The organism is Kamptonema animale CS-326 (genome assembly GCF_028330895.1).
Lineage (GTDB): Bacteria > Cyanobacteriota > Cyanobacteriia > Cyanobacteriales > Microcoleaceae > Kamptonema > Kamptonema formosum.
Map to the genome: position 1 here is coordinate 1 of NZ_JAQMUA010000153.1, position 13,469 is coordinate 13,469.

At 45.7% G+C, this 13,469-nt stretch carries 10 protein-coding genes; 5 read left to right on the forward strand and 5 right to left on the reverse strand.

What is annotated here, in order from left to right:
- On the forward strand, positions 1–988 hold a 988-nt coding region (locus PN499_RS09055; protein WP_334311670.1), incomplete at its 5' end, for an ROK family protein.
- Between the two features lie 102 nt (positions 989–1,090).
- The gene (locus PN499_RS09060; RefSeq protein WP_272031471.1) at positions 1,091–2,467 is read left to right on the forward strand and encodes an aldehyde dehydrogenase; all 1,377 of its coding nucleotides are present in this window, start codon (positions 1,091–1,093) and stop codon (positions 2,465–2,467) included.
- Between the two features lie 389 nt (positions 2,468–2,856).
- Here PN499_RS09060 and tyrS read toward each other — a convergent pair whose 3' ends face one another.
- Positions 2,857–4,089 carry a tyrosine--tRNA ligase gene (tyrS, locus tag PN499_RS09065; RefSeq protein WP_272031472.1) on the reverse strand — a complete coding sequence of 411 codons (1,233 nt, stop codon included), beginning with the start codon at positions 4,087–4,089 and terminating at the stop codon, positions 2,857–2,859.
- A gap of 288 nt (positions 4,090–4,377) precedes the next feature.
- Between tyrS and PN499_RS09070 the strand changes: the two genes are divergently transcribed.
- Entirely contained in the window at positions 4,378–6,303 is a 1,926-nt protein-coding gene (locus tag PN499_RS09070) for a transglycosylase domain-containing protein (protein WP_272031473.1), read from the forward strand.
- Here the strand turns inward: PN499_RS09070 and PN499_RS09075 are convergent.
- Positions 6,300–6,623 carry a DUF1825 family protein gene (locus tag PN499_RS09075; protein ID WP_007358030.1) on the reverse strand — a complete coding sequence of 108 codons (324 nt, stop codon included), beginning with the start codon at positions 6,621–6,623 and terminating at the stop codon, positions 6,300–6,302. The two genes, PN499_RS09070 and PN499_RS09075, sit on opposite strands and share 4 nt — an antisense overlap.
- A 379-nt stretch (positions 6,624–7,002) precedes the next feature.
- Positions 7,003–7,593, reverse strand: coding sequence for a signal peptidase I (gene lepB / locus PN499_RS09080; protein WP_272031475.1), 591 nt, complete (start codon positions 7,591–7,593; stop codon positions 7,003–7,005).
- A 195-nt stretch (positions 7,594–7,788) separates the two neighbouring features.
- Here lepB and PN499_RS09085 point away from each other — a divergent pair, with 195 nt between their 5' ends.
- Positions 7,789–8,769 (forward strand): XDD3 family exosortase-dependent surface protein, encoded by a 981-nt coding sequence (locus PN499_RS09085; RefSeq protein ID WP_272031476.1) that lies wholly within the window; start codon positions 7,789–7,791, stop codon positions 8,767–8,769.
- Between the two features lie 283 nt (positions 8,770–9,052).
- On the opposite strand, the gene PN499_RS09090 is transcribed toward PN499_RS09085, so the two are convergent.
- Complete coding sequence (locus PN499_RS09090; RefSeq protein WP_007353377.1) at positions 9,053–11,524, reverse strand: ATP-dependent Clp protease ATP-binding subunit; 2,472 nt, start codon at positions 11,522–11,524, stop codon at positions 9,053–9,055.
- 492 nt (positions 11,525–12,016) lie between these two features.
- Between PN499_RS09090 and PN499_RS09095 the strand changes: the two genes are divergently transcribed.
- Positions 12,017–13,027, forward strand: coding sequence for a hypothetical protein (locus PN499_RS09095; protein ID WP_272031478.1), 1,011 nt, complete (start codon positions 12,017–12,019; stop codon positions 13,025–13,027).
- Here the strand turns inward: PN499_RS09095 and rimI are convergent.
- Positions 13,024–13,469 (reverse strand): ribosomal protein S18-alanine N-acetyltransferase (rimI, locus tag PN499_RS09100; RefSeq protein ID WP_272031479.1); only part of this gene is annotated, 446 nt, incomplete at its 5' end. The two genes, PN499_RS09095 and rimI, sit on opposite strands and share 4 nt — an antisense overlap.

The window sequence follows — 13,469 nt, forward strand, 5'->3', positions numbered from 1 at the left end:
CCCTAGCTATATGTCTCAACTTTTACAGTATCCTCAATCCTCCTCACCCATTCTTGCTCTTGACTTCGGCGGGACAAAACTAGCGGCCGCTATTGTTGCCGTAGGTGAGAGACAGTGGCTAAAGCACCGGCGGGTGATGTCCCCCCTCAAAACCGATGCTACGACTGATTTAAGGCTAGTACGCGATCTAATTAGAGACTTGCTGCCAGGGGAAAAACCGGCCGCGATCGGAGTTAGCTTTGGTGGCCCTGTAGATGCCTCAACAGGCATTGTTCGCCTGTCGCATCATGTCGCCGGTTGGGAAAACGTTCCTTTGCGGCAGATATTAGCAGATGAGTATGGCGTAGCCGTCAGTGTAGATAATGATGCTAACGTTGCAGCTTTGGGAGAACACCGTTTTGGTGCAGGGGTGGGTTGCGAAAATTTGTTTTACATCACCGTTAGTACGGGAGTCGGCGGGGGTTGGATACTCAACGGCCAGCTTTGGCGGGGGACAGAAGGCATGGCGGGGGAAATCGGTCATACGGTGGTAGATCCTAGCGGCCCCTTGTGTTTGTGTGGCAAGCGGGGATGTTTAGAAAGATTGGCATCAGGGCCCTACATTGCTTTGGACGCGATCGCACAATTGCGCGATCGCCCCTCTCAAGGTAAGATTCTGCGGAGTCTGGCAAATGATAGCGAAGAAGCAGTTACGGCTCAATTGGTGAGTCAAGCAGCAGCACAGGGAGATGAATTAGCAATAGAAACACTCGATCGCGCAGCTTGCGCCTTGGGAGTTGCGATCGGCAATGCAGCTAATTTGATTAATCCTCAGCGTTTTGTGTTAGGAGGCGGTGTCACGAAAGCAGGTGAAAGATTTTGGCAAGTGTTGCGCCGAGTTGCCAGAGAGACTGCTTTGCCAGAAGTTCATTTTGATGTTTTCCCCGCTGCTTTAGGGGATGATGCACCCCTTTGGGGAGCAGTTGCTTTGGCTTTATCGGCAATGTAAACTCGATTTATTATCTGTCCTTATTGTGAAGGCAAGTGCCTGCTTGTAGCGCTATTTTAAGAAACTGGTGTAACATTTATTTATAGATATAAAATCAAAAATATGAACCATCCAATAGTAGCAATCAGTGACCTCATCGATCGGCAACGGCAGTTTTTTACAACTGGCAAGACCAAAGACTTAACCTTTCGGATTGAACAGCTTAAGCGTCTCAAAGAAGCAATCTCTTTCAATCAATCACGGATTGTAGAAGCTGTTAATGCTGACCTTAATCGACCAGAGTATGAGGCTTATTTTGAAATTGCGACAGTCTCAGAAATCAATCATGCCATTAAGCACCTCAAATCGTGGGTAAAACCGAAGAAAGTCCCAACTTCCATCGATCAATTTCCTGCATCTGCCAGCATCTATCCCGAACCGAAGGGAGTTGTGCTAATTATCGGGCCTTGGAATTACCCTTTTCAGTTAATGATATCACCTTTGGTAGGCGCGATCGCGGCGGGTAACTGCGCTATTCTCAAACCCTCTGAAATAGCTGCTCATACCTCCAAACTTGTAGCAGAAATAATTTCTCAAAACTTTGATTCTGCTTATATTGCAGCAGTTGCAGGCGGAGTAGAAATTAGCCAACAATTACTAGCAGAAAAATTTGACCATATCTTCTTTACTGGTGGCACCAAAATCGGTCAAGTAGTGATGGAAGCAGCCGCAAAACATCTAACACCAGTAACTCTGGAATTAGGAGGGAAAAGCCCTTGCATTGTAGACTCAGAAATTCAAGTTGAATATACGGCAAAACGGATTGCGTGGGGTAAATTTATCAATGCTGGTCAAACTTGTATTGCTCCTGATTATTTGTTAGTAGATCGGAAAGTTAAGCCGGAATTGCTAAAAGCAATTAAGGCATCAATTCAAGGATTTTACGGCGAAAATCCGGCAAAAAGCCCTGACTATTGCCGAATCATCAATCAAAAGCATTTTGGACGTTTGGCAGCTTTTTTGAAAGACGGAGAATTGATTATTGGCGGCGAGACAAATCTAGAGGATAGATATATTGCTCCGACAGTAATAGATGGGATTTCCTGGGATTCACCAGTGATGAAAGAGGAGATTTTTGGGCCAATATTGCCAGTATTAGAATATGATGATTTAGGGGAAGCGATCGCTAAAATTAATGCTCGTCCTAAACCTTTAGCTTTGTATTTTTTCTCAAAAGATAAAGGCAAACAGCAGCGAATTTTGCATGAAACTTCGTCAGGAGGGGTGTGTATAAATGATACTGTGATGCAATTTGGGGTGACATCTTTACCTTTTGGGGGAGTTGGAGATAGCGGGATTGGAAGCTATCATGGTAAGGCGAGTTTTGATACTTTTTCCCATTATAAAAGTGTGCTGAAAAAATCATTTCTACTCGATCTGAAATGGCGCTATGCTCCTTATCAGGGTAAGGTAGATTTGATTAAAAAGATGATCGGTTGATATAGCAATCCTAGATGAATTATGAGAATAGATTCGACTCAATCAATCTTCATAGGTTTAAATAATTCTCATCAATAACTTAGGATTAGGACTTACACAGGTCATCCCAGAAACCGGGTTTTTGAGAGAATCTGTGGTCAAAACGAAGTATTTTCATCAAAAAACCCGGTTTCTTTGATTTTTCAGAGTTAGGACTTACCTAATTGGGTTCCAGAAACCGGGTTTTTGAGAGAATCTATGGGTCAAAACGAAGTATTTTCGTAAAAAACCCGGTTTCTTTGGTTGGGTGCGTAAGTCCTGAGAGAAGGATGGCTAAAAAGCCGACTGTATAAACATTCTTCCTTCTCTCCTAGATAACTAAATCCTTCTTCCTTCTTCCTTCTTCCTTTTTAAGGAACTAAGCGGACAAATTTATTTTTCCCCACCTGCAAAACCTTATCCTGTAAATCAGCAGGCGACTCAAAAGCAAGATTAACATCAGAAACGCGATCGCCATCCAACTTTACCCCATTTTCTTGAATCTTCCGCCGAGCTTCATTACTACTCGCACACAAACCGCTAGCACTCAGAATATAAAACAACTTCGCGGGAAACTTGACCTCTCCCAGAGAAAATTCCGGCACAGCATCAGCTTGTGTAGTATCACCTTGACCAATAGTCATCGCCGTCTGCCGCGCTTGAATAGCAGTCTCCTCATCGTAATATTGTTTCACAACATCAAAGGCTAACAATTGCTGTCTTTGTCGCGGAGCTGGCGGCAACTCATTCAATGGCAAATCTGTCAATAGCTCAAAATATTGCTCTAATAAATTATCAGGAACCCGTTGCAATTTTTGGTACATCAAACTCGGATGTTCCGACAAACCCACATAATTGTTCAGAGACTTCGACATCTTCTGAATACCATCAGTCCCGATCAAAATTGGCGTTAGCATTCCAAACTGCGGCCTAATCCGAAAATGGCGCTGCAAATCTCGCCCCACCGCCAGATTAAACTTTTGGTCAGTCCCCCCCAACTCCACATCAGCCTCTACTGCCACAGAATCATAACCTTGCATCAACGGATAAAGGAACTCATGCAGATAAATCGGAGTCCCCTGTTCCAACCGGGTGTCAAAGCCCTCTTTGGCGAGCATCTGCCCCACCGTCATCGTCGCCAATAGTTCCAAAATTTTTGTCAAGTCAAGCTTAGACAGCCACTCCGAGTTATAGCGAATTTCCAACCGTCCAGGGGTATCAAAATCTAAAATCGGACGCACTTGGTCAATGTAAGTTTGGGCATTTTGAGCCACATCCTCCGGTGTTAGCTGGCGGCGGGCCTCAGATTTCCCTGTCGGATCGCCAATTCTTGCGGTAAAATCACCGATGATTAAGACTGCTGTATGACCCGCATCCTGAAAAGCACGAAGTTTGCGAACAGGGATGCTGTGTCCTAAGTGAATGTCGGCTCCAGTAGGATCGATACCTAATTTAATCCGCAAAGGTCGGTCTGTAGTTGCCAGTCGTTGGATTAAATTCTCATCAGGGTTCTCAGAATCAGGCTGATGGGGGAAAATCTCGCTGATGCCCCGCAGCAGTCGCGAAAAATCGGAAGTTAGAGTTGAAGTTTGATTAGAAGACATATTTTGCAAAGGCGGGGTGGAATTCGTTAGACTCACTGGATTAATGCTTACAGAACTTAAGCACTCACTACCATTTTCTATGATTACGATCCTTACGGCTGACTGGCCCTACCCAAGGTCGCGATCGCAAAGGTTGATTTTTAGTGAGTAACGCTTAAGTTCTAGCTTAAAACACACGACTATCAAGTTAATATAATCCCAAAGCTCTGTTGCCAGCAGAAGGCGCAAGCGCCTCTCTCCCCAAATCTCAAATCTTAAATCTCAAATCGAGTGAGGAAGTGAACTGAAGTGTCAACCAACGCTATCCAAAATAACCAGCGGGAAAACTCGGCTCCCGTCTTTGAGTTCGTTCAGTCAGTTAGTAAAGTAACAGCAGGAACCATACTCGGCATCACGATGCTTGCCAGTTCGGTAGTGGCTGGCGGACTGGTTGGTTTAGCGATCAGCTTCCGCAACCTCCCAGACGTTCGCATCCTGCAAAGCTACTCTCCTACAGAAACGAGCCACATTTATGACATCACCGGCAAACCGATAGCTAGTATCCACGATGAGGCTAACCGAGATGTCGTACCTCTCAACAAAATTTCGCCCCACTTGAAGCGAGCAGTCTTAGCGATTGAAGACAGTAATTTTTTCACCCACAAAGGTATTAACCCTGGTGGTATTGCGCGTGCATTTTTGGTCAACTTGGAGCGAGGCAAAACCGTTGAAGGCGGCTCGACGATGACGATGCAGCTAGTGAAAAACCTGTTTTTGTCTCCTCGGCGCGAATTTAGCCGCAAAATAGCTGAGGCGGTGATGGCCATCCGCTTAGAGCAAATTCTTAAGAAAGATCAGATTTTAGATCTGTATTTGAATCAGGTTTACTGGGGTCACAATTTGTACGGGGTAGAAACTGCTGCTCAAAGTTATTTTGGCAAGTCCTCTGCGGACTTAACCTTGGCAGAAGGGGCGATGATGGCGGGTTTGATTTCAGCTCCCGAAGAGTACAGCCCTTTTGTTAAATATGAGGTGGCGAAAGAGCGGCAACTCATTGTTTTAAATCGGATGAAGGAGCTTAAATGGATTACGGCAGAAGAAGAAAATGCCGCTCGTAAGCAACCGATTAAGTTAGGAAAGATTACTTCGTTTAGCAAGAGTCAGGTTCCTTACGTCACCGAAGCGGTGGTAGATGAGCTGACTAAGCGGTTCGGCCGAGATGCAGTGCTCAAGGGGGGGATGCGGGTTCAGACGACGATCGATTTGAAACTCCAGCGTCTAGCTGAATCTACTGTGAAGGAATCCCACGAACGTCTTTATAATTACGGAATTTATCGCGATTACGATCAAGGTCAAATTGCTCTGGTGGCTGTCGATCCGCGCACTCACTTCGTTAAGGCAATGGCGGGTGGCGTAGATTACAAGAAAAGCCAATACAACCGCGCCATTCAAGCTCGGCGACAACCTGGTTCTGCCTTTAAGCCTTTCGTTTACTATACTGCTTTTGCCTCTGGCAAATATGGCCCTGATTCTGTTGTCTACGATAGTCCAGTTAGCTACCGCGATGGTGACGGTTACTACTCTCCGCAAAACTACGGTGGCGGCGGATTTTCTGGTGCTGTCAGTATTCGTAGAGCTTTAGAGGTATCGTTAAATGTGCCGGCGATCAAGATTGGTCAGGCAGTCGGACTGAATAAAGTAATTGAAGTCTGCCGGATTCTGGGTATTAAGAGTCCGATGGAACCTGTGATTTCTCTGCCTTTGGGTGCTGTTGACTTGACTCCTTTGGAAATGGCTGGAGCTTTTGCTACCTTTGCCAATAATGGTTGGCAATCGGACACTACTTTTATTGCTCAAGTAACTGACAGCAGCGGCAACGTTTTGCTGGACAACACACCCAAACCTAAGCTAGTTCTTGACCCTTGGGCCGCTGCTTCTCTCAATAATGTGCTGCAAGGGGTGATTAACCAAGGAACGGCAACAGCAGCCAGGATCGGGCGGCCCGCAGCCGGGAAAACTGGTACTACATCTTCGGAGCGCGATATCTGGTTTGTCGGTTACGTACCGCAGTTAGCCGTTGCGGTTTGGGTGGGCAATGACGATTACAGACCTTTGAGCTACGGTGCTACTGGGGGTACAATGGTAGCTCCAGTTTGGCGCGATTTTATGAGCCAAGCTTTGCAGAATGTACCAGTAGAAAACTTTCGGCCAGCTTCTGACTTTGACCGACCCTAGACTTGTTTTTCTAGTTCTGACTTCATCCGCTCCAGCGTTGAGTGCATTTGCTCAAACATTTGCTGGGGCGTTACCCCAAATTGACCCAATTGTGTTTTTAACTGTTCTACTGTCATCTGAGCCATGAAGTCCTCTGAAAGCTCAAACCGTTTCATAAAGATACGGTAGCGATCCATCATGGCTTCCATCTGGGAGATGAACATCTTTTTGCCTTCACGGTCAAATTTGCCGTAGTTGCTACCCAGTTTGATCAGGGATTGATAATCCTCAAACAACTGCTTGGCTTCTTGCTGAACTATTTCTGAATCAAAAAATCCCATTGTCGTCCTATTTTTTGATATTTAACTGATTTTATTTTATAGCGATTTTCAGTTGTATGAGAACAGGTAATTGCTAATTGCTAATTGCTAATTGCTACTTGCTAATTGCTAATTGCTAATTTAGAGCAGTACCTACCAAAGTGAAAACTGCTATCAGTGGGGCTTCCCATTGTCTTTGTTACATTTTATCAGTCAGTGCCAAAACTCCCTATCCCTCACTAGATAGGGATTAGTACTGTGCGTACAGAGAGAGGGGGAGTGGGGAAGATGGGGGAGATGGGGGAGATGGGGGAGATGGGGAAGATGGGGGAGATGGGGAAGTTAAATCCTCCCCATCCTCCCTACCTTCCCCATCCTCCCTATCTCCTTTACTCCCCAATCACAAAAATCCACCGCGATCGAGGGGCCAAAAGCGAAACACGGCATGGCCGATGATGTTTCTTTTAGGTAAAAAGCCCCACTTGCTAGAGTCGTTGCTATCGTTGCGGTTGTCTCCCATGACAAAGTAAGTGTTTTCTGGTACGAGCTCTGGCCCCCACTCATACTCTGGCGGTTCGGCAATATAGTCTTCCTGAAGCGGCTTGTTGTCGAGGTAGACTTTACCATTGTGGACGGCAACTGTTTGACCTGGAGAGCCGATCGCTCGCTTGATAAAGGCTTGATCTTTAGTAAAACCCTTCTTTTGCAACTGTTGAGGAGGGCTAAACACGATAATGTCACCTGTTACTGGCTGGTGAAAATGGTAAGAGACTTTTTCTACCACAAGGCGATCGCCTATTTGCAAAGTTGGCACCATTGAATCTGAAGGTATGTAGCGGGGCTCAGCGACAAAAGCCCGAATAAACAGGGCTAACAATAGTGCGATCGCCACGATCTGAATATTTTCCTTCTGCGATCGCCACAGTCTCGACCACCAAGCACTAGGAACATTGCCTACAATTTCTGTCTTTAAACTCTTTTCCTTAATCATTTACTTCTCCGATACCTTCTCCATCTAGTTTACCTTTAACCTTTCAGTATTAGTACGTAGAATACTCGATAAAAACCTCTATCAATCTTCACTCTATATTTATCAAAAAAACTGCGATCGCCTCTATAACCTTCATCAAGGGTCAGATATGATTGTCGCTATAAGGGCAAGAAAAGACGCAAGAGGTTAAACGCTATGAAAATTCGCAATCTTTCCACATTAATCGGTGTCACTGCTGCTGCTGTCTGCGTCAGCTTAATAACCGGACAAGCCGCTGAAGCTCAGGTGCTCGGCTCCAACTGGAGTTATACGATGGATTCCTTCGCAGACGGCAATGATGGCAATGTCGGCGTTGGTAAAAATAGCAATTATGAAATGTACGGTATGGCAATGAAGGCAAATGACGGCATCATTTCCATAGCCTTCAATGCTAATCTTGCTCTGGCTGGGCAAGCTTATAGCGGAGCCGCAGACGGAAACATTGGCTGGGGCGACATACTCTTCAACTTCACAGGCAAGAGTTTAAAGGACGCTAGCGCGGCGGGATCGTTGTTTGGTATCCGCTTTGCCGGTACGAATGACTCTGGCGCTGCAACCACCGGTGTCTACAGCGGTGTCACGGCACAGAGCGTAACTCAACAAAATTCTGGATTCACTACCTTCAGTGAATACCAGAGCCATGTTAACAACAATGCTCCCAATACAAATACAGGCACCAAAGGAGGAGCAATAGGTTATGGCGGTGCAACTGTAGCTGAAGCTAAGAGCTACTTAACTAATGCAAATGGTGTCAGCCAAGACACAAACTACGGTCAGCTCAACTCTATTAAAACCGGAACTAAAGTAGGTGATATTAACTTCCTGGGAGCCAGTGAAATTGCTTCTCTGGCTAGTAGTTTCGCTGGCTTAGGCGGTGTTGGCAAGTACACTATGGGATTTAGCTTCAGCCAAAGCTTGCTCGGTCAATTTATGAACCCAGCCAATGCAGTTATCACTTTGTTAGAAGAATGTACTAACGACGGAATGATGCTGACTGCAACTTTGCCTTCTACAGAAGCTCCTGTCACCCCTGGCGAACCCGTACCTGAACCTGCTACGATGCTCGGTTTAGCTTTGGGCGGTTTGGGTTTAGTGAAAGCTAAAATGAAGCAACGCCGCGCTGATGCAAGCGCATAGAAAGTTAACTGTTAACTGTTAACTGTTAACTGTTAACTGTTAACGGTTAACAACGGTTAACTAATATCATGTCCAAATTACTTACTATGTGTCATTGCGAAAAGCCGAAGCCGCGAGCGAAGCGTGGCGGGAAGCGAAGCAATCGCAAGACGACCTGCGTAAGTCCTAAGTATTTAACCATACATGGTATAACAATAAAAAAACGGTAGAGAACTACAATTCTCTACCGTTTTTTTATCTGATTTCTTCCCGCAATTTCAAGCAGGAAGAAACAGCAGATTTACTATTCAGCAACTTGAGGTAAAAGTTCCCGTTTTTTACCTTGGAGGACTTTCACCTGACCATCATCGTCAACATCAACAACGGCACTATCACCGTCTTTAATTCGACCAGAAAGGATTTCCTCAGCTAGTACATCCTCTAACAAACGCATAATTGCGCGGCGTAGAGGTCTTGCACCGTAACTTTGGTTATAACCTTCTTTGACAAGGCGCTCTTTAAAAGCCTCAGTAACATCGAGGGTAATACCCTTTTCTGTCAAGCGACCAAATACCTCGTTGAGCATAATCACCGCGATTTCTTTGATTTCGTCCATGATCAATTGGCGGAAGACGATAATCTCATCGAGACGATTGAGGAATTCTGGGCGGAAGTATCGCTTGAGTTCTTCGTTCACTAAGGAGCGAATGCGGTTGTACTGGGCATCTGCTTGGTTATCTGCAAACTCGAAACCAATGCCTGTACCGCCTTTCTCAATCACCGTTGAACCGATGTTTGAGGTCATAATCAGCAGCGTATTCTTGAAGTCTACGGTGCGACCTTTGGCATCTGTTAAGCGCCCGTCTTCTAATATTTGCAGGAGCATATTGAAGACATCGGGGTGGGCTTTTTCGATTTCATCGAAGAGTACCACTGTGTAGGGGCGGCGGCGGACTGCTTCTGTTAATTGACCGCCTTCGTTGTAGCCGACGTATCCGGGAGGCGAACCGATTAATTTGGAAACAGTATGACGTTCCATGTATTCGGACATATCGAGTCGAATCATGGCTTCTTCGGAACCGAAGAAGTAGGAGGCGAGAGCTTTGGTAAGTTCGGTTTTACCAACGCCGGTGGGGCCGGAGAAGATGAAACTGGCGATCGGGCGGTTGGGGTTTTTCAAGCCTACCCGCGCGCGACGAATGGCGCGAGAGACGGCTTTGACTGCTTCTTCTTGACCGATGAGCCGCTGATGGAGGGTATCTTCCATGTGCAGCAGTTTTTCGGATTCAGATTCGGTGAGTTTATTGACGGGTACGCCTGTCCAACTTGCCACGATTTGGGCAATGTCTTCTTCGGTGACGTTAGGGGAAACGTCTGTATCGCTCTTGCCTTCGGTTTTTTTGGTCTGGGAGATGGCGCGAATTTCGGCTTTGATTTCCATTTCGCGATCGCGCAGTTCCCCAGCTTTGTCAAAATCTTGAGAGCGGACTGCTTCGTCTTTTTCCTTAAGAACTTGACGCAATTCTTTGTCTAGTTCTTTGGCGGCGGGGGGCAGTTGAGAACTTAACAAACGGACGCGGGAACCCGCTTCGTCTACTAGATCGATCGCTTTATCAGGTAAGTAGCGATCGCTAATATATCGATCTGAAAGTTTGGCTGCTGCTTCTAAGGCAGAATCCAAGATTTTGAGTTTGTGGTGCTGTTCGTAGCGTTCCCGCAAGCCGAACAATATTTCTATTGTTTCTTCAACTGTCGGTTCGCCTACCATTACTGGCTGAAAACGTCGCTCTAAGGCAGCATCGCGCTCGATATGTTTGCGGTATTCATCGAGGGTTGTAGCTCCGATGCACTGCAACTCTCCTCTAGCTAAAGCTGGTTTAAGAATATTAGCAGCATCGATCGCACCTTCGGCAGCACCGGCACCAATCAGGGTGTGTACTTCGTCTATGACTAAGATGACGTTACCCGCTGAGCGAATTTCGTCCATGATTTTTTTGAGGCGTTCTTCAAATTCGCCTCGGTACTTAGTACCTGCTACCAGCAAGCCGATGTCCAGAGTGACTACGCGCTTGTCTTCGAGGATATCTGGGATATCATTATTGGCGATGCGTTGGGCTAGACCTTCTGCGATCGCAGTTTTACCTACCCCTGGTTCCCCAATTAGCACGGGGTTATTTTTAGTCCGCCGTCCTAAAATCTGGATTACCCGTTCGATTTCTTTCTGTCGTCCCACCACTGGGTCGAGTTTGCCATCAACGGCCATTTGAGTGAGGTTGGCTCCAAATTCGTCCAAGGTGGGTGTCTTGGTGCGACCCGTTGAACTACCGGCTGTCACCTCAGCGGTTTCACCCAGCATTCGGATCACTTGGGTGCGGACTTTCGAGAGGTCTACTCCCAGATTTTCCAGCACTCTCGCAGCGACTCCTTCACCTTCGCGGATTAGACCTAGAAGCAGGTGTTCGGTGCCGATGTAGTTGTGTCCGAGTTGGCGAGCTTCTTCTAGGGATAATTCTAGAACCCGCTTCGCACGAGGGGTGAAAGGAATTTCCACCGCTACGAAGCCAGAACCCCGACCAATAATCTTTTCAACTTCGATCCGAGCGTCTTTTAGGTTGACACCCATCGATTTGAGCACCTTCGCCGCCACTCCTGTGCCTTCGCCAATTAGGCCCAAGAGAATCTGTTCAGTACCCACAAAATTATGCCCCAGGCGGCGAGCTTCCTCCTGGGCGAGCATGATCACTTTTATGGCTTTTTCTGTGAAGCGTTCAAACATTGCTATCTCCCATCACCTGCTATATGCCCATTTTGAGGTCACGCCAGCCTGCGCGATAAAACGCACATTCGAGAGTGAACTCGACGCTGAGTTATGGGGCGTGACACTTCCAACCGCTCTGCCGTTGAGGCTACGGTTGAGCTTCTAGGCTACCGTTACAGGGTGGCTTTCAACTGGGAAGGCCCAGATGGTGGCTGACCTACAACCTCCCCTAGACTGCAAGAAGATTAATCTTCTCGATCTGTGCCCAGCCTACTACTACGTATTGATGGATTGTAGCACAACCCTATCTAGTGTCATCGGGTTGAAGAGGAAGTAGGGCCGAAGTATTCGGGCGAATAATTTAAGGACTTACGCAACTGGCACATGGTGGGGATCGCGATCGCCAGCCCCCTCAAGGTACGAACAATAGATTTGCCCCATAGCTTAAGTTGGCGATTAATATTTATTAAGTACTCAAATCAATTATGCGTTAACAAACTGTAAAAAATCATGGAAATATTGAAAGAAATTGGTGAAAAATTGTACAAAAGAATTGTCGGCTATGGGAGGATACTGTGGGATATCGGTGTTGTTATTGCGTTAGGGGCTTGGGTAATATATACCTATTTATCTCCTATAAGTGTATATAATTTGTCTAAATACTACAAGAAAAAACGTCCAGATATTTTGACTCTTGAAGTGATTTGTCCAAGCGAAGATCCGCAAAATCCTAATCGTCTTACCATAATGGAAGAGCACTCATTTCAAAAAAATATTTTTTCTGGCGATTTGGTTCGGTTCCCTATTCTCTGTTTTAATAACAAAGTAGTTTCTCGATCTTTAGCAGGTAGAATTTCTCCCGACCTATTAGATATGGGTTTGCCGATTAATCCAAGCGATCGCGCCAAACTAGAAATTAAAACTTTTTATGACGATGTATCCAGAAAAAACTGGATCAACTGGACAATCTATGTAAATCCATCTGAGTTTAGTCGAGGGGAATATGAGCAAATTCTCTGCTGTTATGAAGCACATCGCGAACAAATAGATTCTACACTAAAAAATTCTCAAGTTATTCCCTGGTGGGTTTGGAAATCACAATACGCTAGAAGCTTTGGCTTTGATTATCGTACCCAACGTATTGCTCATATTGTTTATGGAGCCATGCCTCAACCTCAAGTCTTCTCACCTCAAAAAATCTCTACAGGCTACCTAGACAATGGCGAATGGATTCCTATTTCTAGTGAAACTTTGACCATTTACAACAATGGGGAATGGCAAATTGAAATTGGTCGCAAATATCCCAAAAGTGAGTGGGGCAATCATACTATTGGTAGGGGAAAGGTAACATTTACCGATGCGGAGAAAGTATTTGATGTTCAGTATCTGAGTTTTCCGGCTATGGACTCTATTAAAGATGTCAGCGTTAGCGAATATTTTGCTGCTCTTACTGATAGTGAAGGTAAGAAATTGACAGATTTTTATCAACTTGGCAATATTCCATCTAAATTCAAGAATTAGACTCCTTGCAAAAGTAGATCAGGCGATACGCGATCGCGAATTTCGTGCTCCCACCTAGCTAAATCCTGCTTAAATTCTGGTTTCTGAAGACTACCTCGCCAAAGGATCAAAGCATCTTCCCCACTATCTTGATAATAGCCGCGTCTACGTCCAGCCTCCTGAAAACCGAACTTCTGATAAAGAGATATCGCGACCAAATTAGACGATCTCACCTCCAAAGTAGCCCATTCCAGTTTTTGCTGATGAGCTGACTTTAGCAAAGCATAAAGCAAAGCTTGCCCAAAACCTTGACCTTGATAGTCAGGATGAATAGCCAAAATCGTAATATGAGCCTCCTCTAAAATTGACCAGAGACAGCCAATTCCGATTAGAGATGGGGAAGATAGGGAAGCTAAATCTTCCTTAATCTCCTCCTCTCCCCCGCTCCCCCGCTCCCCTGCTC

What these genes read in the sequence shown, in the direction of transcription:
- PN499_RS09060 (WP_272031471.1), top strand. Translation starts at nt 1,091, where the DNA reads ATGAACCATCCAATAGTAGCAATCAGTGACCTCATCGATCGGCAACGG.
- tyrS (WP_272031472.1), bottom strand. Translation starts at nt 4,089, where the DNA reads ATGTCTTCTAATCAAACTTCAACTCTAACTTCCGATTTTTCGCGACTG.
- PN499_RS09075 (WP_007358030.1), bottom strand. Translation starts at nt 6,623, where the DNA reads ATGGGATTTTTTGATTCAGAAATAGTTCAGCAAGAAGCCAAGCAGTTG.
- lepB (WP_272031475.1), bottom strand. Translation starts at nt 7,593, where the DNA reads ATGATTAAGGAAAAGAGTTTAAAGACAGAAATTGTAGGCAATGTTCCT.
- PN499_RS09085 (WP_272031476.1), top strand. Translation starts at nt 7,789, where the DNA reads ATGAAAATTCGCAATCTTTCCACATTAATCGGTGTCACTGCTGCTGCT.
- PN499_RS09090 (WP_007353377.1), bottom strand. Translation starts at nt 11,524, where the DNA reads ATGTTTGAACGCTTCACAGAAAAAGCCATAAAAGTGATCATGCTCGCC.
- PN499_RS09095 (WP_272031478.1), top strand. Translation starts at nt 12,017, where the DNA reads ATGGAAATATTGAAAGAAATTGGTGAAAAATTGTACAAAAGAATTGTC.